A 24,759-nucleotide genomic window follows, 5' to 3' on the forward strand; every position below is an offset into this window, starting at 1 on the left:
GGATATCATTATCGAATCGATGCCCTGGCATCCTTTCCCGTCGTACTCCTCTACTTCAATAATGAAAACAAAGCTCCTCCCCCTAGCGCTGGGCCTGTCCTCGCTCGCGTCCGCCGTCCACGCCGCCGACCCCACGATCGTGATGGGCGAAGTGCGCGTCAGCGCCCAGCGCGACGCCGGCGCGCTGCGTCCGAGCACCGTGCTGACCTCGGTCGACGTGCTCGGCGCCGACAAGATCGAGGACAAGCACGTCGCCAGCAGCTGGGAACTGGTCGGGCAGCTGCCGGGCACCCAGATGACCGAAACCCGCATGGGCGCCGAGTCGGGCAAGGCGACCTTCCGCGCCTTCAATGGCGAAGGGTATATCAACGCCATCAAGGTGCTGATCGACGGCATTCCGAGCAATGTCAACAGCGGCAACCAGCGCTTCATCGATATGATCTTCCCGCTCGAAGTCGACTATGTCGAAGTGGTGCGCGGCACCAACGACCCGCGCTACGGTCTGCACAACATCGGCGGCAACATCAACCTCGGGACGCGCCAGGGCGGCAACTACTTCGACGGCCGTTTCACCGTCGGCAGCTTCGACACGCGCGAAGCCCAACTGGTCTATGGGCGCGAGGCCGACGGCTTTTCCCAGAACTATGTCTTGGCAAGACAGGATGCCAACAGCTACCGCCGCAGCCACGGCGATTCGGAGCGCTACACGGCGGCCGGCAAGTGGTTCCTCACGTCGAAGGACAAGTCGCTCACCGGCGGCATCGTGCTGCGCACCTACAAGCATGACGCCGACGAGCCGGGCTTTTTGACCGCCACCGAACTGGCCGCCGACCGGCGCCAGTCGCCGGCCAAGAACGTCAACGACATCACCTACCGCGAGATGAACCACGCCAGTGCCCACCTGGACTGGCAAATCTCGAAAGACGCCTTCCTCAGCAACAAGCTGTACTACAACGATTACCACGACGACCGCCGCGTCACCTTCACCAGCAACCCGGAAGGCAACGGGCCGCGCCAGCGCCGCGAGTGGGATGAGCACCAGTTCGGCTTCATGAGCACGCTGACCTGGCGCGCCAGCGAGCGTGTCACGGTCGACGGCGGCGTGAACACAGAGCGCCAGAACAATTTCTACAAGCGTTCACGCTACGCGTATGCGATGCCGACCGATTTCAGCAATCCGGCGCGGGTGCAAAACGACGACCGCTATTACCTGAACAACGTTGGCGCCTACGCCCAGGCGGTGATCAAGGCCACCGACACGCTGCGCATCGTGCCGGGTTACCGGGTCGACCGTTTCACCGGCAGCAATCCGCTGCCCGGCGGCGGATCGGCCGGCCTGCAGGACTACGGCTGGATCAAGCAGCCGAAACTGAGCATGGTGTACTCCCCGGCCGAGGACGTCAGCGTGTACGCCAACTGGGGCCGCACCTTCCAGATTCTGACCGGATCGGTCATGCCGGCCTACCTGCTGCCGGGGCAGGGGCCGTTCGACGCCTCGAGCAATACCGGCAAGGAAATCGGCATCAAGCTCAAGCCGAGCGCGCGTTCCGACCTGCGCCTGGCGATCTGGCGCCAGGACGCCTCCGGCGAGGCGGCGAACATGCCGGCCACCGGCACCTCGGTGGCGCTCGGCGAGACGCGGCGCGAGGGCATCGACCTGCAATTGTCTGGCCGCCTGTCGGACCGGCTCCAGGTCTGGGCGTCGCATTCGCTCCAGAAGGCCGAGGCGGTGAGCGCCATGACCGACGCCGGCGTTTCGCTGGCCGGCAAGGAACTGTTTTCGACGCCGCGCTACATCAGCAACGTCGGCCTCGACTACCATCCGTCCGAGCGCTGGCACCTCGGCCTGCAGGGCCGGGCGCAGGGAGATTACTACATCGACCGTGCGAACCAGCTCGGCAAGTACGGCGGCTTCGTGTTGTTCGATGCCAATGTGTCGTATGCAATCACGCCACGCGTGAGCATCGACCTGCAGGTCAAGAACCTGGCCGACCGTCGTTACGAATATGCGTGGTACGACGAGTACTGGTGGCCGGCCGGTCAGGCCCAACCGATGTATTCGTCGGGCAACGGTCGCGCGGCGTATGTATCGCTGAACGTGAAACTGTAAGTCCGCGGCGGGCGGTTGGATCGACAGTCGCATGCAAAAGGGCGCGCCGGAGGGCGCGCCCTTTTTCAGCAGCCGGTCGACTTAGCCGGCCTGGCTGCCCAACGCCTCATCGTAACGACGCTCGACTTCGGCCCAGTTGATGATGTTGAAGAAGGCCGCGATATAGTCAGGACGCTTGTTCTGGTACTGCAGGTAATAGGCGTGCTCCCACACGTCCAGGCCCAGGATCGGCGTGCCGCCCGACATGCCGGCGAACTCGCCCATCAGCGGATTGTCCTGGTTGGCGCTGCTTTCGACCAGCAGCTTGCCGTCCTTGCCCAGGGTCAGCCAGGCCCAGCCGCTACCGAAGCGGGTCTGGGCGGCCTTGGTGAAGGCGTCCTTGAACCGGTCGAATCCGCCGAGGTCGTCCTCGATGGCCTTGGCCAGCTTGCCCGAAGGCTGGCCGCCATCCGGGCTCAGCACGGTCCAGAACAGCGCGTGGTTGGCGTGGCCGCCGCCGTTGTTGCGCACCACGGTGTGGATGTTCTGCGGCAGCGCGCCGATATTGCTGATCAGTTCTTCGACCGGCACCTCGGCCACGCTGGCCTCGGCCAGGGCGTTGTTGACGTTGGTGATATAGGTCTGGTGGTGCTTGGTGTGGTGGATTTCCATCGTGCGCGCATCGAAATGCGGCTCGAGGGCATCGTAGGCGTACGGCAGTGGCGGCAGTGCATAAGGCATGATCATTCTCCGTTCAGATGGTTGGGAACACTGTTCCGGCATGAAACGTTGCACCGGGACCGGTCGGTCCCGCGGTTTGCATGGTCAGGTCGTATTACACAACCTCAAGCGTGCTTGAGGTCAAGTGAAATGCGCGACCCTCTCGATCGCGCCGTTCCAGCGACGTGCCATGCGGGCAAAACCGGCAAGCAGGACGGGGCGTGCGGCCGCGCACCCCAGGGATGACTCACCGGGCGCCTGATCCTGTCCAGAATACCAGCATCCCGAGGATGCTGGCGCGCCAGGTGAGCGTGAAGGCGATCGTGAGCGTGGCGCCGGCCAGCGCCATGAACCATACCAGCACCGCGATCGACGGCGAATCCACCGTCAGGCAGAGCACCAGCGACAGCAGCAGGGCGGCGGCGCCGCCCAGGCGCAGGGTCTTGGCCAGGGCCGGGGAAAGAGGCGCCGCGCCCCTTGCCTGGGTCCAGTGCACGTTCATCGACAGGGCGAGCCACCCCATGCCGGCGACGCAGGCCAGCAGGGCCAGCAGCAGGAGCAGCGCGTCAGGCATGGCCGGCCTCCAGGGTCACGTTCTTGAGCGCCAGCGGGCGCGCTGCGCGCTGGCGCAGCTTGCGCGCGGCCAGCAGCGCCAGCGCGGCGCTGGTGAGCATGAACAGGTCGGCGCCGGCCACCGGCCAGTAGCCGGAGGCGACCGTGCGCAGCAGGTGGTCGCCGGTGGTGATCCAGTTGAGCACCGGCGCCGTCACCGCCAGCACGGCGATGGCCAGGCACTGCTCGCGCCAGGCCGGGGCCAGGCGGCCCTCGGCGACCGCGGCGGTGCGCCAGAAGGCGTGCGCGCCAGCCGCCACCCAGCTGCCCCAGAACAGGTATTTCTCCATGGCGCCGCGCAGCGGCCAGCCGGCCGGCATGACGTCGGGCAGCAGGCGGTTGGCGATCAGCATCGTCAGGGTGGCCACCAGCATGCCGGTGACGACCGTGACGGCCAGCGCGTCGACCACGCGCGCGCCGCTCACGCCCTGCCTGGCGTGCTGGCGCTTGCGCTTCTCGACGAAGAAGAACAGGCCGGTGGCGATGCAGGCCGCGCCCGACAGGCCGCCCAGCACGTACAGCCAGCGCAGCAGCCAGTGCTTGAAGTGCTGCAGGTGCAGGCCGGTCAGGAATTCATTGATGCGCGCCACCACGGTCGGCGGCGGATCCTCGCGCAGCAGCTCGCCGGTGGAGGCCTTGAAGTGGATGCCTTCGCCGGTCAGCTGGACGCGGTCGGTGCCGGCGCGGTACACGCTGACATAGCCGTTGGCGTCGCCCACGTGCTGGATGTTCAGGTAGCCGACGTCGCCGGCCATGCCCTTGGCGGCCCAGCGGCGCTGCGCTTCGGCCACCATGGCGTCGACCGAGGCGAGCGGGGCCGCCACGCCGGCGCGGTCGTGCGGCAGGCCGGTTTCCTTCGATTCCATCATTTCATGGCGGTCGTGCAGCGGGGTCAGTTGGGTATGCGTGACCGGGAAATAGATATAGGCGAAGATCACCAGGCCGGTGAAGGCGAAGAAGAAGTGGAAGGGCAGGGCCACGACGCCGGTCAGGTTGTGCAGGTCGAGCATGCTGCGCTGGGTGCTCTTGTTCGGGCGGAAGGTGAACAGTTCGCGGAAGATCTTGCGGTGCATGATGACGCCGGTGACCAGGGCCATCAGCATCATCAGGGCAGAGAAGCCCACGATCCAGTAGCCGACGTTCTTCCAGTCGAGGGTCAGGCTGTAGTGCAGCGGATAGAAGAATTCGCTGCCGATCTTGAGGCGGTCCACCGGCAGGGCCTCGCCCGTGCGCGGATCGACCGTGCGGTTGGCCCAGATCGACGTTTCATGGTCTTTCGCATTCGGCACTTCGTAGCCGGCGAACAGCAGCAGCACCGGATCGCGGTGGGTGGTGTATGCGCCCCAGCTGCGCGGCGTGTCGAAGTGGGCCGGCAGCGGGCCGTCGGCCAGCGGCGCCGTCATGGCGCGGGCCGCGGCGTCGGGCTGCATCTCCTTGAAGATCGGCGCCAGCATCTTGTCGAACGACGGCATCGGCTGCGGTTCGTAGCGGGTGTCGGGGATGGCCCAGCGGTCGATCTCGCGGTCGAACACGGACAGCGAGCCGAAGAAGAACACGACCATCAGCACCAGGCCCAGCGCCAGGCCGAACCAGGTGTGCAGCCAGGCCATCGTATGGCGGAAGTTGGGAAACATGTCAGACCCCCGACGCAATGATCAGGCTCTGCAGCCACCAGGCCACCGCGCTCATCAGCGCGCCGCCGCCCACCAGCACCAGCGCTACCTTGCGCAGCCCCTGGGTGGCGAAGGCCACCAGGAAGGCGGTCAGGAAGACCAGGAAACCGATAATGTAAGACAGGTGCTCGGCATCGTGGAATTCCATGCCGGCGCTGTACAGCAGGGCGATGCCCAGGGCGACGACGCCCCAGGTGAAGGCGTAGCCGCCGAGGATGGCCACCGCGGTGCGCGAGGCGATGTGGCGGGGCGTCAGAGTGAGTGAGGTCATGGTCGCGCTGGTTGGGCGTGGCAAGAATGATGGAAGCTGTAAATGAGACAGCAAATGATAATCATTCTCATGATAGATGCATCACGTCGCCTTGACAAGCAGTCACATGGAAATTGAACGTGGCCGTGGCCGACAAGCATCGGAGGCCGTGCCGGCCCGTCTGGCCGGCCAGGAGAAGGGGCGAGGGCTCAGCGCTGTGTCCGGAGGTCGCGCTGGGCCGCGAGCGGGCGGATTTCGGTGGTCTGCTGCATGGTATTGCGCCATCCCTCCGGCCCCAGCACCCACATGCGGACATACCGTCCGCGCAGGTCGCGGGGACCGTCGGCGCCCTGCGCCGCCGCCCGGAACCGGCCCGTGACCAGCGCCGCCTGGCCATTGTCGAGCATCCGGATCTCGGTATCGTCGACTTCGTAGGAGCGGAACTCGTATTCGTCGCGCGTCAGCAGTTGCAGGAACTCGGTCCTGGTGCGGGCGCGGCCGCGCGTCTCGACGTGGTAATAGTCGCGGCTGATCAGGTGCCGCAGAGTGGCCACGTCGCGGCTGGACACGGCCTGGGCGCGCCGCTGCTCGGCCGCGCGCACGGCCGCGCGCATGGCCTCGCGCATGGCCTCGACATCACGCGCGGCGCCGGTCATACCCGGCATGGATACGGCGGATGCGGGTTTGGGCGCGCCGGACAGGGTGACGTCTTCCGCCATGCCGGCGGCTGGCTGGAACACGGCGAGGCAGAGCAGGGCGCACGGCAGGAAGGGCAGGATTCGCATGGTAGACAAATGAATGTTCGCACGGCGCAAGTATATAAATTCTTGCGCGTAAACTTGTAACAAATTTTTGCCATCCCGCCGGGCGGGACGCTCCAGCCATCATGTGCGGGGGATCGGGTGTCTGCTCTGCTACAGTAAGGTACGGCCATTCGGCGAGCGACCTGGAGATGATTCTTTCTTGAGCCATGATTGCAGCCGCCCCGCCTCCCGATGAACACGAGCGTCTCGCGCTGCTGCGCGAGCTCGACCTGCTGGACACGCCGGCCGAGCTCGTCTTCGACCGGGTGGTCCGTCTGGCCAGCCGCCTGCTGGAGGTGCCGATGGCGGCGTTCTCGCTGATCGACGCCGAGCGCCAGTGGTTCAAGTCGCGGGTGGGCATCGAGGCCGGCGAAACGCAGCGCGCGGATGCCTTCTGCGCCCACACGCTCCTGCAGGACGAGCCGCTGGTGGTGCCGGTTGCGCGCCACGACCCGCGCTTCGCCGACAATCCGCTGGTCGCCGGGGCGCCCGCCATCCGCTTCTACGCCGGCGTGCCGGTGCGTTCGAGCGCCGGGCCGGCGCTGGGCGCCCTGTGCGCGATCGATGTCGTGCCGCGCCAGCTCGACGCCGAGCAGAAGGCGGTGCTGGTCGACCTGGCCGCCATCATCATGCGCGAGGTGCAGTACCGCGAGCGGCTGGCGGCGGCGCGCTCGCGGCTGCAGCACAGCGACGCGGTGCTGGACGCGAGCGAGGCCCGCTTTCGCGCCGTGTTCGAGATCGCCAGCGTCGGCATCGCGCTGACGACGCCGGACGGGCGCTGGATCAGCATCAACCGGGCGCTGAGCGAGCTGCTCGGCTATACGGCCGACGAGCTGCAGGGACGCGGTTTCGCCGACGTCACCCACGAGGACGACCGCGCCGAAGACGCGGCCCTGATGGGGCGTCTGGCACGGGGCGAGATCGACGCGCTGCGGCGCCAGAAGCGCTACCTGCGCAGGGACGGTTCGCCGGTGTGGGTCGAGGTCGACGTCAAGCGCAAGCGCGACCCCGCCGGGCGTCCCGAATACGATGTGTCGGTGATCAAGGACATCCACGCGCAAAAGCTGGCGGAAGAAGAACTGGCGCGCCTGCACGCCGATCTCGAGCGGCGGGTCGAGGCGCGCACGCGCGAGCTCGGCGAGCGCGAGGAAGAACTGCGCAGCGTGATCGACAACGCCAACGACGCCTACATCAGCCTGGACCGCAAAGGCCGGGTCACCGCCTGGAACCGCCAGGCCGAGCAGACCTTCGGCTGGAGCGCGAAGGAAGCGCTGGGCCGGCCGCTCGAGGCGCTGATCATCCCGGCCGAGCTGTCCGGCGCCCACCGCGACGGCATGCAGCTCTACCTGCGCACCGGCACCTCGCGCATCCTCGACCGCCGGGTCGAGCTGCCGGCGCTGCGGCGCGACGGCAGCCGGCTCACGGTCGAGGTGCGCATCCGCCGCCACGAGGTGCGCGGCGAACCCGTCTTCAGCGCCTTCCTGCACGACGTCACCCTGCGCAGGCAGCGCGACGCCCAGCGCGAATACGAGAACGACCTGCTGACCGGCCTGCAGAACCGGCGCGCGCTGATGGAGGCGCTGCCGCTGGCGCAGGCGCGCGCCGACCGCGGCCAGGGCCGGCTCGGCCTGCTGTTCATCGACCTGGACGGCTTCAAGGCGGTCAACGACCAGCTCGGCCACGACGGCGGCGACGCCTTGCTGCGGGCCATCGCCGAGCGCCTGCGCCAGGCGGTGCGGCGCACCGACAGCGTATTCCGACTGGCGGGCGACGAGTTCACGGTGCTGCTCGCCGACCTGGCCGGTGGCCTGGTCGATGCGCACCGGGTCGGCCGCAAGCTGGTCGAGGCGGTCTCCCTCCCCGTGCAGCTGTGCGGCGCGACGGTCCGGGTCGGGGCCAGCATCGGGATCGCGGTGCAGGCGCCGGGGCAGGCGCCCACGCCGGAAGAATTGATCAAGGAAGCCGACCACTGGATGTACGAGGCCAAGAAATCGGGACGCGGCTGCGTCCTGCCGCTTCCGCCCGCGCCGCAACAGGGTTAGGATAGCCGACATGCCATGCGCGCCGACCGGCGCCGGGTCTTTGCCGGGCGCAGGCTGTCAACCAGATTCATTCAGGAGAGCAAAATGCATACCGTTGGCTCACAGAAGCCCCTCGCGCACAAGGCCACGCTGCGCATCGACCTGCTGCGGGTCGGCCTGGCGACCGCGTTGATCCTGCTGGCGCCGCTGGTCGCCATGGAATTCACGCGCGAAGTCGCCTGGACGGGCCGTGATTTCGGCGCCGCCGCGCTGTTGCTTGCGGGCGCGGGGCTGGCCTGCCTGCGCACGGCGCGCCGGGTGGCGCACTGGCAGCCTTGGCGGCGGCTCGCCGTCGTCGGTGCGGTGGCGCTGGTATTCGCCGCGCTGTGGGTCGAACTCGCGGTCGGCGTCTTGTTCAACGTCGGCAGTTGAAGCCGGCCGCGCCAGGCGCGACGCCCACCTGCCGGAACAGGCTCTCAGCGCAGGCGCAGGTCTTCCAGGCGCAAGGGCTGGGCGATGAAGACGGTGTTGCAGGCCGTGGTCGGGTAGGCGTAATCGAAGGCCACCTGGCCGGCGCTGTCGACGGCGATCAAGCGCGCCAGCGTGTTCGTCTCCAGCGCGGCGTAGGCCATCAGGTAGCGACCGGCGGCGCCTTCGTAGGCGGATGAGCAGACGTTCGACAGGAGTTTGTGGTCCCCATCCCAGGTCCAGACTTCGCGCGCAGTGCGCGCCGTTTCGTCGATCGCGTAGCGCGACGGCGTACTGTAGCTGCGGTTTTCGCCCGCTGGCGCGCCCGGGGGCGGGTTGAGGCTGGCCAGCCCGTTGTTGAACATGATGAGCTCGCGGTTCGGCGCGACCGACAGCGAATGCTGGCCGATCGGCGCCTTGCCTTCGGTGACGCGCAGGGCCAGCGCGCGCAGCGACGGATAGTTGACGTACCAGTGCTTGCTGGTGTCGCCCAGCAGCCAGCGGATGGCGCCCGTCTCGTAGTCGAGCTTGACGACGAAGTTCTCGCGGCTGGAGATCAGTAGCGAATTGTCGTGGGCGTCGTAGATGGCCGAGTTCATGTGGAACCAGTCGATGCCGTCGCGCACGAAGTTGTCGGGATTGTCGCCGCCGGCGCGCATCGCCGCGCGGAAGATCTGGCCCAGGTCCCATTCCTTGAGCACCCGCCCCGAGATGTCGATCTCGGCCAGGATCGACTCCACCAGCTGCACGCCGCCGACCAGGGCGTCGAGCTCGGCCAGGAAGCCGGTCTTGCCGCGCGCCAGTTCGTGGTGGAAGTTGGTGAAGCGCGTGTCGTCGAGGCGGCTGCTGCGCACGCTGCCATCGACGTCGACCTGGTGCAGCAGCGGGGCGTCCTGGTCGCCGACATAGAAGGCGTCGTCGCCGAACAGCGAGGAGAACGAGCTGCCAGGTGCGGCGCCGGCCCAGCGCATCTGGCCGTCGCTGTCGAGGATGACCGGCATCGTGACGCCGTTCTTGATCAGCATGTACTCGACACCGGGCGAAGCCGCCCCGCGCGCGGTGCGCACTTCGGGCGTGGCGTAGACGGTGGCCGGGCCGGTGTAGGGGCCGGTGGCCAGCGCCACTTGCGCCACGTGGGTGGATCCATCGCGAAAGCGCGTCGTGAGCGTGAGCTCGTTGAGGTGGCTGGCATACAGGCCGAAGACGGGGAAGGCGATGCGCCTGGCAGATGCGTCCCAGGCCGCGCGCCGCCCGAGCCAGGCGTGGTCGTAGGTGACCGCGACCGGCAGCGAATGCGAGCCCGGGCGGCCGGCGATCGTGTAGCGCACGCTGTCGAGGTGGGCGAAGTTGTCCAGCGTATAGCTCAGCTGCGCGACGAAAGGCGTGGCCCCGGCGGCCTGGTCGATGGCGCCGATGCCGGCGCGTTCGGCCTGGGACCGGTCGTCGTCGCTGCCGCAGGCGGCCAACAAGACCGTCATCAGTATCCAGAGCAATAGCGTGGTTGGCGACTTCATCAGCGCGTTCATCGATCCTCCGCGGGTCGGTGCCGAATCCTCGAAACGAGGCCCAGCTCCTTTGTATTCCGTTTGGCGGGCCCGTGCCTGCGACCGGCGCAAGCCCTTCGCGCGAACTAAATAACAAACGCTTGACCTTCCCATGGTGGGAAGGACTATGCTGTTGGTATGGATTCAAAGAACAAGCAAATGAACAACACTGTCCTGAACATCGAAGGCATGACCTGCGCCTCTTGCGTGGCGCGGGTCGAGAAGGCGCTGCGCGCGGTGCCGGGCGTGAGCGGCGCCAGCGTCAACCTGGCCACCGAGAAGGCCAGCGTGCAGGGCCAGGCCGCGCCCGAGATCCTGATGGCGGCCGTGCACGCGGCCGGGTACGAGGCTGAGCTCGAACTGCCGGACGCCGCCGGCGCGGCCCCGGCGCGGCGCAAGGAAACCGGCGCGACGCTGCCGGCCTGGTGGCCGGTGGCCGCCGCCATGCTGCTGAGCCTGCCGCTGGTGCTGCCGATGCTGGCCGCGGCGTTCGGTCATCGCCTGGCGCTGCCCGGCTGGCTGCAGCTGGCGCTGGCCACGCCGGTCCAGTTCTGGCTCGGCGCACGCTTCTACCGCGCCGGCTGGAAGGCGCTGCGCGCCGGCAGCGGCAATATGGACCTGCTGGTGGCGCTCGGCACCAGCGCCGCCTATGGCCTGTCGGTCTACCTCCTGCTGGGCGCGGGCGCGCACGGCGCCCATCCCGAACCGCACCTGTATTTCGAAACGTCGGCGGTCGTGATCACGCTGGTCTTGCTGGGCAAGTGGCTGGAAGGCCGCGCCAAGCGCCAGACCCTGGCCGCGCTCGATGCCTTGGGCCGCCTGCGGCCCGCCGAGGCGCTGGTGCGGCGCGACGGCCACGACGTGCTGGTGGCGCTGGCCGCGCTGCGCGTGGGCGAGCTGATGGTGGTCAAGCCCGGCGCGCGGGTGCCGGCCGACGGCGTCGTGGTCGACGGCCGCAGCCACCTGGACGAGTCGCTGCTGACCGGCGAGAGCCTGCCGGTGGCGAAGGAGCCGGGCGACCGGGTGGCCGGCGGCGCCGTCAATGCCGACGGCCTGCTGCTGGTCGAGGCGACGGCGGTCGGCGCGGCGACGATGCTGTCGCAGATCATCCGCATGGTCGAGGATGCGCAGGCGGTCAAGGCGCCGATCCAGCGCCTGGTGGACCGGGTCAGCGCGGTGTTCGTGCCGGTCGTGCTGGCGATCGCGCTGGCGACCCTGCTGGGCTGGGGCCTGGCGGGCGGCGACTGGCAGGCGGCGCTGCTCAATGCGGTGGCGGTGCTGGTGATCGCCTGCCCGTGCGCGCTGGGCCTGGCCACGCCCACCGCGGTCATGGTCGGCACCGGCGCGGCCGCCCGCCACGGCATCCTGATCAAGGACGCCGAGGCGCTCGAGACCGCGCATGCGCTGGACGTCGTGGTGTTCGACAAGACCGGCACCCTGACCGAGGGCCGGCCGCAGCTGGTGGCCCACGAAGGCCGCGAGCCGGCGCGGCTGCTGGCGCTGGCCGCCGCCGTGCAGCAGGGCAGTTCGCATCCGCTGGCCGGCGCCGTGCTCGAGGAGGCGGCGCGCCAGGGCCTGGCGCTGCCAGCGGCGCGCGCCGCGCGCGCCTTGCCGGGTCGTGGGGTCGAGGCCGAGGTCGACGGCGCCACCATCGTGCTCGGCAACCGGCGCCTGATGATCGATCTCGGCGTGCCGGCGACCGGCGCCGAGGGCCATGAAGCGGCCGGACGCACCGTGTCGTGGCTGGCCGAGCGCCGCGACGGCCGGGTGCGGGTGCTGGGCCTGCTCGCCTTCGGCGACCGCATCAAGCCGGGCGCATCAAGCGCCGTCGCGCGCCTGAAGGCAGCCGGCATCGAGCCGGTCCTGCTCAGCGGCGACAGCCCCGGCGCCGCGCGCACGGTGGCGCAGGCGCTCGGCATCGCGCGCGTGCATGCCGAGGTGCTGCCCGCGGACAAGGCGCAGGTGGTCGCCAGCCTGCGCCAGGGCGGGCGCAAGGTCGCGATGGTCGGTGACGGCATCAACGACGCGCCGGCCCTGGCGGCGGCCGACGTCGGCATGGCGATGGCGACCGGCACCGATGTCGCCATGCACAGCGCCGGCGTGACCCTGATGCGCGGCGATCCGCGGCTGGTGGCCGACGCCATCGCGGTGTCGCGCCGCACCTACCGCAAGATCCGCCAGAACCTGGGCTGGGCTTTCATCTATAACGTGATCGGCCTGCCGCTGGCGGCCTTCGGGCTGCTCGATCCGGTGCTGGCCGGCGCCGCGATGGCGCTCAGCTCGGTCAGCGTGGTCGCCAACGCGCTGCTGCTGCGGCGCTGGGCGCCGGCGCCGGCCGCCGCGACGCCCGAGGCTGCCACCGTATCCGCATCCGAACCCTTTTCAACCACCGGGACATCGATGTCCCATCCGACAGGAGAACACAGCATGTATGAACTGACCGTGGAAGGCATGAGCTGCAATCACTGCGTGGGCCGCGTCACCAAATCGGTGCAGGCGGTCGACGCCGACGCCAAGGTCGCGATCGACCTCGACAAGGCCAGCGTGCGGATCGACAGCCACGCCGACCTCGACCGCATCGTGGCCGCCATCGACGGCGCCGGCTATCCGGTCACCGCGCGCGCCCCGGCCTAGGGCTTTTTCGCCACGCAGTATCAAATGTGGACGATTAGATATTGAATCTGCCCCCTATGCAGTGGGAATTGCGTTATATTTTATTGAAACGACAATAACACCAGGCGCCGCCCGGACAGCCGCAAACCCCTGCTGCCCCGCCGGATCCTGCACGGGGACATCTATGCGACACGGCGTTCTGGCGGAACCGACGGATCTGGCAAGGCATCCTCCGAGCGGCGCCCAGTTGCGCCACGTGGTATGGGTGCTGGCTTGCCTGGCGCTGGCCTTCGCGCTGCTGGCGCCGGCCGCCGGGGTGCCGCTGGCGCGGGCGCCGGAATTCATTCCCCTCTACGGCGCGGTGCTGATCGGCGCCAATCTGCTCACCGGCATCCTGCTGCTGGGTCACGTGCACACGGGACGCTCGCGCGCGCTCGGCATCCTGGTGCTGGGGTATCTGCTCACGGCGCTGATCGCCAGCGCCCACCTGCTGACCTTTCCTGGCCTGTTCGCCGACCAGGGCGTGCTCGGCGGGAACAACCAGACCACGCCCTGGCTGCACATCGCCTGGCATGCGCTGTTCCCGCTGTTCGTGCTCGGCTATACCCGCAGCACCCACGCGGCGCCGTTGCCGCCGCACTTCATGCGCTTCGGCGCCTTGCTGATCGTGCTGGTCGCGGCGCTGCTGGTGCTGTTGTCGACCTCGGGCGCGGCCTGGCTGCCGCCGGTGATGGCGGGAACCCGCACGCTGCCGCTGTACCACTGGATCGCGGGGGCGGTGCTGGCGCTGTCGGTCGGGGTCTTGTGGGCCATCGTGCGCAAGCACCCGCGCACCGTGCTCGATGCCTGGCTGGCGGTGGCGCTGGCGGCCTGGGTGTTCGAGGTGGCGCTGTCGTGCGTGCTCAATGGCGGCATGTTCGACCTGGGCTTCTATGCCGGCCGCCTGTACGGCCTGGCCGCCGCGCTGTTCGTGCTGGGCGCGCTGGCGATCGACAATATCGCGCTGCACGCGCGCCTGCACGCGACTTTCCAGGAAATGATGGAAACCCGCGCCCATGCCCAATGGCAGAGCCTGCTGGGGACGGTGCTGCGGCAGTTGCCGGACGGGGTGCTGATCGTCGACGCGGCGGGGCGCTGCGTGATGGCCAACGACCAGGCCGGCCGGATGGCGGCCTGCTTCCAGCCCGGGGACGCCGATGGCGCGCAGGATGTGGCGCAATCCGTGGCGCCATCCGTGGCGCAAGCCGGCATGACAGCCATGCTGGAGCTGATCCGCGATCCGGTGGCGCGTGCGATCGGCGGCGAGACCTTTCGCGAGGCCTTGCTGGAAAGCGAGCGCAACGGCGTACGGCGCGCCTACACGGTGAGCGGCGCGCCGCTGCGCGACGGCGCGGTCGAACTGGCGGCGGCGGTGATCGTGGTGGACGACATCACCGAGCGCACCGAGGCCAGCGCGGCCCTGGCGCGTGCGCTGGACCAGACGCGCTACCTGATTCAACATACGCCGCTGGCCGTGATCGAATGGAACCGCGAGCTGGTCGTCACCCTGTGGAACGGGCGCGCCGAAGAGCTGTTCGGCTGGCGCCAGCACGAAGTGATCGGCGAGCGCATCGATGCGCTGCCGCTGATCCACGAGGGCGACGCCGACCAGGTCGGGGCAATGATCCGGCGCCTGCTCGATTCGCCCACCCGCCACGCCAAATCGAGCAACCGCAACCGCACCCGCGACGGCCGCGTGCTGTGCTGCGAATGGTACAACTCGGTGCTGGTCGACGAGGCCGGCGACATCCTGACCGTGTTCTCGCTGGTGCTGGACGTGACCGAGCGCGAACAGGCGATGGATGGCCTGCGCGAAGCCGACCAGCGCAAGGACGTGTACATCGCCACGCTGGCGCACGAACTGCGCAACCCGCTGGCGCCGATCGCCAACGCGGCCTCGCTCCTGCGCGTCAAGTCATTGCCGCCCGAGCGCATCGAGTGGATCGCCTCCATGGTCGGGCGCCAGGCGGCCCAGATGGCGCGCCTGCTGGACGACCTGCTGGACGTCTCGCGCATCGGGCGCGGCAAGATCGAGCTGCGGCGCGCGCGGGTCGAACTGGGACGCCTGATCCGCGACGCCCTGCAGGCCAGCATGCCGCTGATCGAGAGCGGGCGTCACCAGGTGGCGCTCAGGCTGGTCGACGAACCCCTGTGGGTCGAGGCCGACGCGCTGCGCCTGACCCAGGTGTTCGCGAACCTGATCAACAATGCGGCCAAGTACACGCCGCCCGGCGGGGCGCTCGAGATCGGGCTGCGCTCGGAGAACGGCGAGGCGGTGGCGTGGGTGGCCGACAATGGGGTCGGCCTGGATCGCGGCATGATCGAGCGCGTGTTCGATGCCTTCGTGCAGGTCAGCAGCGCGCGCCACCTGGCCCAGGGCGGCCTGGGGATCGGGCTGTCGCTGGCCAAGGGTTTCGTCGAGCTGCATGGCGGCAGCATCCACGCCGACAGCGAGGGGCCGGGACAGGGCGCCACCTTCATCGTGCGCCTGCCGCTGTGCGAGGCGGCCGCGCCCGAGGCCCAGGCCGAAGGCCAGGCGGCCGGCGGCGCCGTCGTCGGCAAGCGCATCCTGGTGGCCGACGACAACCTCGATGCCGCCGAGTCGCTGTGCTGGCTGCTGCGCTCCGAAGGCGCGAGCGTGACGGTGGCGCACGACGGCGCCCAGGCGCTGCGACTGTATAACGAACAGGGCGCCGACATCGCCGTGCTCGACCTGGGCATGCCCGAGATGAGCGGACTCGAAGTGGCGGCCATCCTGTCGGCCAGGCGTCCGCGGCCCTACCTGGTCGCGGTCACGGGACGCGGCCGGCAGGAAGACCGCGCTGCTTCGCTGGCGTCCGGCTTCGACCAGCACTGCACCAAGCCGGTCGCGCCGCAGCAGCTGCTCGAGCTGCTGCGCAAGGTGGCGCAGGAGCAGCCGCGCGCTCAGTGATGGTGGCCGCCGTGGTCCTTCGGGCCCGGCTTGCGCGCGTTGAGTGCCGGGCCGGCCGGCGCCGCAGGGGTGGCCGCCGGTGCGCTGGCGGGCGCCGGCACGTCGCCGGTCCATTCGCGCGCGACGCTGCCGGCGGGATGGCTGTACCAGCCGGGATCGCGGTAGTCGCCGCGCTGCAAGCCTTCGCGTACCTTCAGCACCGTGAACATGCCGCCCATCTCCAGGTTGCCGAAGGGGCCGTCGCCGCTCATCATCGGCAGCGTGTTGTGCGGCAGCGCCATCTTCATGTCGCCCATCGAGCCGCCCTTGTCGCCCATGACCATATAGCCCGGCACCAGCTTGTTGATCTTCTCGGCCACGCCGCGGTGGTCGACCCCGATCAGGGTCGGCACGTCATGCCCCATCGCGTTCATCGTGTGGTGCGATTTATGGCAGTGGAAGGCCCAGTCGCCGGGCGCGTCGGCCACGAACTCGATCGCCCGCATCTGGCCCACGGCGACGTCGGTGGTCACCTCCGGCCAGCGCGCCGACTTCGGCACCCAGCCGCCGTCGGTGCCGGCCACTTCGAAGCGGTGGCCGTGCAGGTGGATCGGGTGGTTGGTCATGGTCAGGTTGCCGACCCGGATGCGCACCTTGTCGTTCAGCCGTGCGACCATCGGATCCAGGCCCGGGAACACGCGGCTGTTGATGGTCCACAGGTTGAAGTCGAGCATGGTATTGGTGCGCGGGGTGTAGCTGCCCGGCTCGATGTCGTAGGACGACAGCAGCATCACGTAATCGCGGTCGACGGCGTGCTGGCGCGGATTCTTCGGGTGCGTGACCCAGAAGCCCATCATGCCCATCGCCATCTGCTGCATCTCGTCGGCGTGCGGGTGGTACATGAAGGTGCCGGCGTGGCGCGCCACGAATTCGTAGACGAAGGTTTTACCTGGCTGGATGCCGGGCTGCGTGAGGCCGGTGACGCCGTCCATCCCGCACGGCAGCAACTGGCCGTGCCAGTGCACGCTGGTGTGCTCGGGCAGCTTGTTGGTCACGAAAATGCGCACCCGGTCGCCTTCCACCACCTCGATCGTGGGGCCGGGGCTCTGCCCGTTATAGCCCCACAGATTGGCCTGCATGCCGGGCGCCAGCTCGCGCACCACGGGTTCGGCCACCAGGTGGAATTCCTTGACGCCGTCCTTCATGCGCCAGGGCAGGGTCCAGCCGTTGAGGGTCACGACCGGGTTGTAGGGACGCCCGCCCGGCGGCGCCAGCGGGGCCGCGGTGGCGGCGGAGGTGTGGACGGGGGCTTCGGGCAGCGCGGCGGCGCCGGCGCGGCTCACCAGCGAGGCGCCGAGCATGGTCACGCCGGCGCCGGTCAGGAACGATCTGCGATTGGTCATTGTGCTTCCTTGTGGTCGTGTGCGTGGCCGTGCTTGGTAGCTGGGGCGGAGGCGGGGGCGGGCAGGCGTCCTCCCAGCGCGGCTTCGAGGTCGGCCTCGGCCAGCCAGAAATCCTTGAGGGCGTCGATGGTGGCGTGCACCGCCGCCGCCTGCTCGCGCGCATCGGCCAGCAGCTCGAAGGGACTGGCCAGCATGCCGTTGTAGCGCAGCAGGGTCTCGCCTGCGATTTTCTGGCGCAGCGGGATCACCTGGTCGCGGTAGTGGCGCGCCACGTCATGGCTGGCGCGGTAGCCCAGGTAAGCGGCGCGCGCTTCGCTGCGCGCATTCACGGCGGTCTCGGCGACCCGCCCGAGCGCCTGCATGTACACGCTCTGCGCGCGCGCCACGCGGGCGCCGCCCCAGTCGAACAGCGGCAGTTCGAGCGAGATGTCATAGCCTTCGCTGCGCGCTTCGCCGGTCTCGCTCTTGCTGGCATAGCCCAGGTCGAGCACGTTGACCATGCGCGTGGCGCGCGTCAGGCCCAGGTCGGCGGCGGTGCCGGCGGCGGCGGCGCGCGCGGCGCGCACGTCGAGCCGCCGTTCCAGCGCCAGGCGCTCGATGCCGGCCAGTTCCACCGGCCGGGCGGGCAGTTCGGGCAGGCGTTCCGGCAGCGCATAGCCGGCATGAACGCCCCACAGGCCGAGCTGGCGCGTCAGGTGTTCACGCGCGGCGTCGCGCGCGCGGCCGGCGCGCAGCACGGCGGCGCCGGCTTCGGCATGGAAGGCCGATTCGCGCGCCAGGTCGAGCGCGCTGGCATTGCCGGCCAGGGTCATGCGTTCCATCAGTTCGCTCGAGGCGTCGGCGGCCGCGGCGACCTGGCGCGCGTACTCGAGCGCCTGGCCGGCGGCCACGGCCTCGATCCAGGCGCGCCGGGTGGCGATCGCGTGGCGCTCGATGGCGGCGGCCACCTGCAGGGTGGTCTCCTGGTGGCGCCGCTCGGCCATGCGCTGGCGCAGCGGCATGGTGAGCAGGCCCGCCAGGTCGAGCGACACGCCGCGCTCGATCTCGCGGCTGCCGCCGCCATCCATGCGCGAGAACCCGAACGAGGGATTGCGCAGGCGCGCGGCCTGGGCCAGGTCGGCCTGGGCGATGCCGGCGTCCCAGTAGCTCGCCTGCAGGCCGGGGTGATTCAGGACGGCGATGCGCACGGCGGCGTCCAGGCCGAGGGGCTCCCTGAGCAGGGCGTCGATTTCACGCGCCAGCGCGCGCCGGTCGTCGTCGCTTCTCAGCAGGCGCGCCTCGACGCCGGTGCGCTCGCGCGCCTCGTCGGCGCTGACACGGAATGCGGCTTCAGGATCGGTGCTGGCGCAGCCGGCCAGCAGCAGGGCGGCAGCCGCGGCCAGCGCGCTGCGCGTCATCATCGGGGCGGCCATCAGTGGTGTTCTCCATGCCCGTGGTGGCCCTGGTGGTCGGCCTTCGGTTGTTCCTTCTGCGCAGGCTTGGCGTGGCCGGCATGCGCCGAATGGTCGGCATGGTCGGCATGTGTGGCGTCATGGGCATGCGCCGGCTGGCTGGCCACGATGCGGTTGCTTTCCTGCCAGTTGCGGTCCGGCGTGGTCGCGGCGGCGACGGGCGGGCGCTGGACGTGGGCGCTCTGGTAGCGCGTCTCGGGAACGCCGGCGGCGGGATTGTCGGCGGTGTGCTGGGCGACGGCGGGCATGGCCGCAAGCATGGCGCTCAGCAGGGCGGCCGCGCGCCATGGCGCGGCGGTGTGGGTAAACATGGTGTCCTCGTTCGGATGAAATGCGTCGGACCGCGCGGTGCGCGCGGCGGGCGAAATCAGGCGAGCGGGAAGCGGGGCGGTCGTTCGGGCAGAGCGAGGTCGACCGCGGCAAGGCGGCCGGTCGCGGCCACGAGCAGGGCTTTGGCCAGCGATGGCGCCGGCGGGTCGAGGCTTGCCGCGGGCGCCATGGCGGCGCCCATGCAGCATACGGTGCAGGCGCTGCAATTGCCATCGTGATCGTGCGTATCCTGGGCAAGGTCGGATGCCCCGTCGCGCATCTTCTGCGTCTCGTGGCAAGGGCTGCTTGCGGCATCGTGGTGAGGCGTCGCATGCGCGGCCTGCTGCGTCCCTTGCGGCGCATCATGCGCGCACGCGAGCATGGCGGCCGAAGCGATTCCCTGGAACGGGATCGCCAGCAGCATCAGCCATACGAACAGGAGACGGACGGAATATTTCACGCGGCGATTCTAGCACGCCCGGCGCCCCGGGCGGCAAGCCCCGGCTTCGACGCGCCGTCGGGTCACGGCGTTTGATACGATGAGTCACTACTTGCCGCTGGAAAGGCCCCATCAATGAGCGTCCGCAACCTGCACTACCTGTTCGCGCCGAAATCGGTGGCCCTGATCGGCGCCTCCGAGCGTCCCGGCAGCATGGGCACGACCTTGCTCGAGAACCTGCTGGGCGGCGGCTTCAAGGGCAAGTTGTACGCGGTCAACCCGAAGTACGAGCAGGTCGGCGAGCTGCCCTGCTACGACAGCGTGGCCGACCTGCCCGAGGCGCCCGAGCTGGCCGTGATCTGCACGCCGCCGGCGACCGTGCCGCAGCTGGTGCGCCAGCTGGGCGAGCGCGGCACGCGCGCGGCCGTGGTGCTCAGCAGCGGCATGGCCAGGGCGCGCGATGGCCGCGGGCGCAGCCTGCGCCAGGCCGCGCTCGATGCGGCCCATCCCTATCTGCTGCGCCTGCTCGGGCCGAACAGCGCCGGCCTGCTGGCGCCCGGCCTCGGCCTGAACGCCAGCGTGGCCCACAGCGGGGCGCTGCCGGGGCGGATCGCCTTCGTCTCGCAATCCGGTTCCCTCATGACCGGCGTGCTGGACTGGGCGCGCACGCGCGGCATCGGCTTCTCTCACTTCATCTCGCTGGGCGACTCGAGCGACGTCGACCTGGGCGACGTGCTGGATTACCTGGCCAGCGACGGCCACGCGGGCGCCATCCTGCTGTATGTCGACCAGCTGCGCTACGCGCGCAAGTTCATGTCGGCCGCGCGCGCCGCGGCGCGCAGCAAGCCGGTGCTGGTGCTCAAGTCGCGCGCCCTCGACGACGGCGTGCGCGCGGTGGCCAGCGAGAGCGGGGCCCTGGCCAGCGAGGACGATGTGTTCGACGCCGCGGTGCGGCGCGCCGGCATGCTGCGGGTACACACCACCGAGCAGCTGTTCGCGGCGGTCGAGACCCTGGCCTATGCCCGCCCGCTGCATGGCGAGCGGCTGGCCATCGTCAGCAACGGCGCGGGTCCCGGCGTGCTGGCGCGCGACGCGCTGCGCCATGGCCGGGGCACTGCCGCCATGCTGTCGCCCGACTCGGTCGCCCGGCTCGACGCGCTGCTGCCGGGTGCGGCCAGCGCAGGCGCGGCCAACCTGCCGGTCAACCTGCTGGGCGGCGCGCCGCCCGAACGCTATGCGGCCGCGCTCGAGATCCTGCTCAAGGATCCGCAGGTCGACGCCGTGCTGGTGGTGCATTCGCCGACCGCCACCGTCGACAGCCGCGAAGTGGCGAACGCCATCGCGCCGCTGGCGCGCGCCGCCTCGCGCCCGATCCTGTCGTGCTGGCTCGGCGGCGCCTCGGTGCTCGAGGCGCGCACCATCGCCGCCAGCGCGCGCATGCCGACCTTCCGCACTCCCGAAGACGGCGTGGCCGGCTTCCTGCAACTGGTGAACTACCGCCGCAACCAGAACCTCCTGATGGAAGTGCCGCCCTCGATGGTCGGCCACATGGCGCCCGACCGCAGCGCGGCGCGGGCGCTGGTGCGCGAGGCGATCGCCAACAAACGCCTGCTGCTGTCCGATCCCGAGACCAAGGCCATCCTGCGCGCCTATGGCCTGGCCCTGGTCGAGACCCGCGCCGCGCCCGACGTCGAGGCCGCGGTGGCGGCGGCGCGCGCCATCGGCTATCCGGTCGCGGTCAAGATACTGACCCCCGACGTGATGCACAAGTCGGACTTCGGCGGCGTGACGCTCGACCTCGATTCCGACGACGCGGTGCGCGCCAGCGCCCAGCGGATGCGCAAGCGCCTGGACGAATTGTTCCCGCAGGCGCGCTTCGACGGCTTTTCGGTGCAGGCCATGTGCCGGCGCGCCAACGGCCACGAACTGATCGTCGGCGCCGCCACCGATCCGGTGTTCGGGCCGGTGCTGGTGTTCGGCCAGGGCGGGGTGGCGGTGGAGGTCACCGACGACCATTCGGTGTCCCTGCCGCCGCTGAACCTGGTGCTGGCGCGCGACCTGGTCGACCGCACGCGGGTGGCGCGCCTGCTGGCCGGCTACCGCAACCGTCCGCCGGCCAACCTGGACGCGATCCTGGCGGTGCTGATCCAGGTCTCGCGCCTGGTCTCCGACATCCCCGAGATCGTCGAACTCGACATCAACCCGCTGCTGGCCGACAGCCGTGGCGCGACGGTGCTCGACGCGCGGATGCGCCTGGCGCTGGCCGACCGCTCGGGCAGCACGCTCGACCGCCTGGCGATCCGTCCCTATCCGCGCGAGCTCGAAGAGACCATCGACTGGCATGGCGCGCCGCTGTTGCTGCGCCCGATCCGTCCGGAGGACGGTCCGGCCCACCTGGCGTTCTTCGACGCGCTCACGCCGGACGACATCCGCTACCGCATGTTCGTGCGCATCCGGGAGCTGCAACCCTCGCAGCTGGCGCGCTTCACCCAGATCGACTATGACCGCGAGATGGCCTTCATCGCCACCCGCAAGAATGCCGACGGCGTGAACGAGACGCTGGCGGTGGGCCGCGTGGTGGCCGACCCCGACAACACCAGCGCCGAATTCGCCGTCACCGTGCGCTCCGACCTGAAGGGCATGGGGCTGGGGCGGATCATGATGGAAAAGCTGATCGGCTACTGCCGCGCGCGCGGCACCGGCGAGATCGTGGGCGAGGCGCTGCCGCAGAACTCGCGCATCGTCGCCATGGTCAAAAAGCTGGGTTTCGAGGTGACGATCGACGGCGAAGAGGGCATCCGTAAAATGCGGCTTGCATTACGTTAGGGTTTTCCGGCGTTTCGTGACAAAGGGTGAATTTTGCATGCGGCCACGGTGGTATCGTAGCGCCCAATCCAAGCCGTACTTGTCGCCCTGTCACGTCGTGACGATCCGCCACAGCATTTGCAACCCGAACCTCGTATCGATCACGATGTCCCGACTCGGTCTTTTCTTTTGCGCTCCCTACGCGCTATTCATTGCGACCTGCCTCGGCTTCGTCTCGCTGGGTTACGTCGATTACCAGTCGCAATTCGCGTATCTCGAATTGCCGATCGCGGCCCAGCTGGCGCTGGCGCACTGGCTGGGCCTGGGCCGGGCGCTGGAATTCATCTCGTGGCCCGACGCCTACGGCCTGTTCATGACGCCGGTCTTCATCCTGCTGTACGCGGTGGGTGCGGCGCTCGAGCGCAGGCTCGATCGGCGGCGCGGGCTCGCGGACGCGATCGGTCAACGAGGCGCAGGCAAGAAGATGGCCGCAAAGCGAAAGGCGGCAGGCTGATGAGCGAAGCGCATGCGATCAGATGGCGCACGCTTCGTGAAGCCGGCATGGCATCGTGGATCGTCAAGCGGGGATTGCTCGCGTACGGCATACCGATGTACCTCTTCTTCGTGATCTCCGCCTGGTTCAGCAATCCCGAACGGTTCGTGCCGTCCCTCGTCTACAACATCCCGTCCTGGCTGATCGCCGGCGCCGTGTTCGGCGTCCTGACCTGGCATATCTCGGAGTGGCAATACCGGCGCCATGTGGCGAAGAACGGGGCGCCGCGCCCCTGACGTCCGCTGGGCGATGCGGCCCTTGCCGTAGAATCGCTTTCATTTGCGGATCCGCCATGCCAGACCATATCCCGAACCTCGCAATCGCGGTCGAATCGACGCCCGACTACCGCGATGCCAACGTCGTCATCCAGGGCCTGATCGACTACAACGCCGCACATGCCGGCGGCGCGGCGCCGCTCGACCTGTTGGTGACCTTGCGCGACGCGCAGGGGAAGGTGGTGGGCGGCCTGTCCGGCGACACCTGGGTCGGCTGGCTGCAGGTGCATGCGCTGTGGCTCGCGGACGAGCTGCGTGGGCGGGGCATGGGCCGCGCCCTGATGCTCGCGGCCGAGCGCGAAGCCGTGCGGCGCGGCTGCACGCAGGCCTTCCTCGAGACGCTCAGCTTCCAGGCCCTCGGTTTCTACGAGAAGCTCGGCTACACGGTATTCAGCCGCCTCGACGGCTTCCCGCCGGGCGGCGCGCGTCATGCCTTGCGCAAGGCGCTGGAACCGGATAGCGCAGACTGAGCCCGCGCCCTAGCGCCGGAAGCGCACGTCCTCGCTGACCACCGGCGCGTCGCCCTTCGGCTTCTTGGGCTTCTTCGGCTTCTTGACGATCTGCCCCTTCGCGTCCGTCATCGGCACCCGGTGGTCGGGCGCGAAGCCCGGTTCCTCGACCCGCTCGAGCGCTTGCCGCGTCAGCACCTCGATCGCCGCCAGCTGCTCGACTTCGTCGGCGCACACCAGCGACACCGCCTCGCCGGTGGCGCCGGCGCGGCCGGTGCGGCCGGTGCGGTGCACATAGTCTTCGGCCACGATCGGCAGGTCGACGTTGATCACGGCCGGCAGGTCGTCGATGTCGATGCCGCGCGCAGCGACGTCGGTCGCGACCAGCACCCGCACCTCGCCCGCCTTGAACCGTTCGAGCGCGCGCAGGCGCGCCGGCTGCGGCTTGTCGCCGTGGATCGAGTCGGCCGTGATGCGCTTGGCCTCGAGCAGGGACACCAGCTCGTCCACGCCCTTGCGGGTGCGGGCGAAGGCCAGCACCTGGGTCCAGTCATGGCGCTCGAGCAGGTGCACGAACAGCTCGGGTTTGCGCTTCTTGTCGACCGGGATGATCCACTGCTTCACCGCGGCGACGGTGGTGTTGCGCGGCGAGGCCTCGATGCGCACCGGATCGCGCAGCATCTGGTTCGACAGCGCACGGATCTGGTCCGAGAAGGTGGCCGAGAACAGCAGGGTCTGGCGCTTCTTGGGCAGCAGTTTCATGAGGCCGTCCAGCTCGCGCGCGAAGCCCAGGTCGAGCATGCGGTCGGCTTCGTCCAGCACCAGGGTCTTGACTTCGTTGAAGCGCACCGCGTTCTGGCGCTGCAGGTCGAGCAGGCGGCCGGGCGTGGCGACCATCACGTCGACGCCCTTGCGCAATGCCATCATCTGCGGATTGATGCTCACCCCGCCGTAGGCGACCATGGTGCGCAGCGGCAGTCCTTCGGCGTAGGTGCGCACGCTTTCGTGCACCTGCTCGGCCAGCTCGCGGGTGGGCACCAGGATCAACGCGCGCACCGCGTTGCTGCCCACCGTGCCGCTCCTGGCCAGGCGCTGGAGGGTCGGCAGGGTGAAGCCGGCGGTCTTGCCGGTGCCGGTCTGGGCCGCGGCCATCACGTCGCGGCCGGCCAGCACGGCGGGAATCGCCTGTTCCTGGACGGCGGTGGGAGTGTGGTAGGCGAGGGCGTCGAGGGTGCGGACGATCTGGTCGATCAGGCCGAGGGATGCGAACGACATGGGTGGGACAACCTTGGGACGAAAATGGACAGCGCGTAGTTTACCCTGCCGCGGCCG

At 69.4% G+C, this 24,759-nt stretch carries 20 protein-coding genes; 9 read left to right on the plus strand and 11 right to left on the minus strand.

Annotated elements, in window-relative coordinates; all coding sequences use genetic code 11:
* Positions 1-61 precede the first annotated feature (61 nt).
* Entirely contained in the window at positions 62-2,110 is a 2,049-nt protein-coding gene (locus ABIB42_RS12250) for a TonB-dependent receptor (protein ID WP_005669911.1), read from the plus strand.
* Positions 2,111-2,191: 81 nt separating this feature from the next.
* Here ABIB42_RS12250 and ABIB42_RS12255 read toward each other — a convergent pair whose 3' ends face one another.
* The 5 genes from ABIB42_RS12255 to ABIB42_RS12275 form a co-directional block, all read right to left on the minus strand.
* Complete coding sequence (locus ABIB42_RS12255; protein WP_005669913.1) at positions 2,192-2,830, minus strand: superoxide dismutase; 639 nt, start codon at positions 2,828-2,830, stop codon at positions 2,192-2,194.
* Positions 2,831-3,056: 226 nt separating this feature from the next.
* Complete coding sequence (locus ABIB42_RS12260) at positions 3,057-3,383, minus strand: DUF3325 family protein (protein ID WP_219863705.1); 327 nt, start codon at positions 3,381-3,383, stop codon at positions 3,057-3,059.
* Entirely contained in the window at positions 3,376-5,055 is a 1,680-nt protein-coding gene (locus tag ABIB42_RS12265) for a PepSY-associated TM helix domain-containing protein (RefSeq protein ID WP_219863707.1), read from the minus strand. Before ABIB42_RS12265 ends, ABIB42_RS12260 begins: the two co-directional genes overlap by 8 nt.
* Before the next feature lies 1 nt (position 5,056).
* Complete coding sequence (locus ABIB42_RS12270) at positions 5,057-5,365, minus strand: hypothetical protein (RefSeq protein ID WP_005669920.1); 309 nt, start codon at positions 5,363-5,365, stop codon at positions 5,057-5,059.
* A gap of 188 nt (positions 5,366-5,553) precedes the next feature.
* Positions 5,554-6,129, minus strand: a complete 576-nt coding sequence (locus ABIB42_RS12275) for a nuclear transport factor 2 family protein (protein ID WP_229520518.1) — start codon at positions 6,127-6,129, stop codon at positions 5,554-5,556.
* A 185-nt stretch (positions 6,130-6,314) separates the two neighbouring features.
* On the opposite strand from ABIB42_RS12275, the gene ABIB42_RS12280 reads away from it, so the two are divergent.
* Together ABIB42_RS12280 and ABIB42_RS12285 are read left to right on the plus strand one after the other, a co-directional pair.
* A complete protein-coding gene (locus ABIB42_RS12280; protein ID WP_429248409.1) occupies positions 6,315-8,189 on the plus strand; it encodes a PAS domain S-box protein in 1,875 nt (624 codons plus the stop codon).
* Between the two features lie 84 nt (positions 8,190-8,273).
* Complete coding sequence (locus ABIB42_RS12285) at positions 8,274-8,600, plus strand: hypothetical protein (RefSeq protein ID WP_312487274.1); 327 nt, start codon at positions 8,274-8,276, stop codon at positions 8,598-8,600.
* A gap of 44 nt (positions 8,601-8,644) precedes the next feature.
* Here ABIB42_RS12285 and ABIB42_RS12290 read toward each other — a convergent pair whose 3' ends face one another.
* Entirely contained in the window at positions 8,645-10,114 is a 1,470-nt protein-coding gene (locus ABIB42_RS12290) for an aryl-sulfate sulfotransferase (protein WP_219863714.1), read from the minus strand.
* 204 nt (positions 10,115-10,318) lie between these two features.
* Here ABIB42_RS12290 and ABIB42_RS12295 point away from each other — a divergent pair, with 204 nt between their 5' ends.
* Both ABIB42_RS12295 and ABIB42_RS12300 read left to right on the plus strand, forming a co-directional pair.
* Complete coding sequence (locus ABIB42_RS12295) at positions 10,319-12,814, plus strand: heavy metal translocating P-type ATPase (RefSeq protein WP_370661999.1); 2,496 nt, start codon at positions 10,319-10,321, stop codon at positions 12,812-12,814.
* Between the two features lie 163 nt (positions 12,815-12,977).
* Positions 12,978-15,764: a PAS domain S-box protein gene (locus tag ABIB42_RS12300; RefSeq protein ID WP_219863718.1), complete on the plus strand. Its 2,787-nt coding sequence runs from the start codon at positions 12,978-12,980 to the stop codon at positions 15,762-15,764.
* Here the strand turns inward: ABIB42_RS12300 and ABIB42_RS12305 are convergent.
* From ABIB42_RS12305 to ABIB42_RS12320, 4 genes are read right to left on the minus strand one after another with little or no spacing between them, the layout of a single operon-like run.
* The gene (locus ABIB42_RS12305) at positions 15,758-17,146 is read right to left on the minus strand and encodes a multicopper oxidase family protein (protein WP_005669928.1); all 1,389 of its coding nucleotides are present in this window, start codon (positions 17,144-17,146) and stop codon (positions 15,758-15,760) included. The genes ABIB42_RS12300 and ABIB42_RS12305 overlap by 7 nt on opposite strands.
* Complete coding sequence (locus ABIB42_RS12310) at positions 17,143-18,558, minus strand: TolC family protein (RefSeq protein WP_219863720.1); 1,416 nt, start codon at positions 18,556-18,558, stop codon at positions 17,143-17,145. Before ABIB42_RS12310 ends, ABIB42_RS12305 begins: the two co-directional genes overlap by 4 nt.
* Complete coding sequence (locus ABIB42_RS12315; RefSeq protein WP_005669930.1) at positions 18,558-18,908, minus strand: hypothetical protein; 351 nt, start codon at positions 18,906-18,908, stop codon at positions 18,558-18,560. Before ABIB42_RS12315 ends, ABIB42_RS12310 begins: the two co-directional genes overlap by 1 nt.
* Before the next feature lie 56 nt (positions 18,909-18,964).
* Positions 18,965-19,366, minus strand: coding sequence for a DUF2946 family protein (locus ABIB42_RS12320; protein ID WP_051205159.1), 402 nt, complete (start codon positions 19,364-19,366; stop codon positions 18,965-18,967).
* Between the two features lie 114 nt (positions 19,367-19,480).
* On the opposite strand from ABIB42_RS12320, the gene ABIB42_RS12325 reads away from it, so the two are divergent.
* From ABIB42_RS12325 to ABIB42_RS12340, 4 genes are all read left to right on the plus strand, one after another.
* Positions 19,481-22,171 (plus strand): bifunctional acetate--CoA ligase family protein/GNAT family N-acetyltransferase, encoded by a 2,691-nt coding sequence (locus ABIB42_RS12325; protein WP_071363185.1) that lies wholly within the window; start codon positions 19,481-19,483, stop codon positions 22,169-22,171.
* A gap of 97 nt (positions 22,172-22,268) precedes the next feature.
* Entirely contained in the window at positions 22,269-22,664 is a 396-nt protein-coding gene (locus ABIB42_RS12330) for a hypothetical protein (RefSeq protein WP_143054603.1), read from the plus strand.
* On the plus strand, positions 22,664-22,939 hold the full coding sequence (locus ABIB42_RS12335; protein ID WP_005669933.1) for a hypothetical protein: 276 nt from the start codon (positions 22,664-22,666) through the stop codon (positions 22,937-22,939). The genes ABIB42_RS12330 and ABIB42_RS12335 overlap by 1 nt, the downstream gene beginning before the upstream one ends.
* Before the next feature lie 56 nt (positions 22,940-22,995).
* Complete coding sequence (locus ABIB42_RS12340) at positions 22,996-23,448, plus strand: GNAT family N-acetyltransferase (RefSeq protein WP_219863722.1); 453 nt, start codon at positions 22,996-22,998, stop codon at positions 23,446-23,448.
* Between the two features lie 9 nt (positions 23,449-23,457).
* On the opposite strand, the gene ABIB42_RS12345 is transcribed toward ABIB42_RS12340, so the two are convergent.
* Entirely contained in the window at positions 23,458-24,702 is a 1,245-nt protein-coding gene (locus ABIB42_RS12345; RefSeq protein WP_219863724.1) for a DEAD/DEAH box helicase, read from the minus strand.
* Between the last annotated feature and the right edge of the window lie 57 nt (positions 24,703-24,759).

Origin of the sequence: Massilia sp. UYP32 (assembly GCF_050434365.1) — a bacterium.
GTDB lineage: Bacteria > Pseudomonadota > Gammaproteobacteria > Burkholderiales > Burkholderiaceae_D > Telluria > Telluria timonae.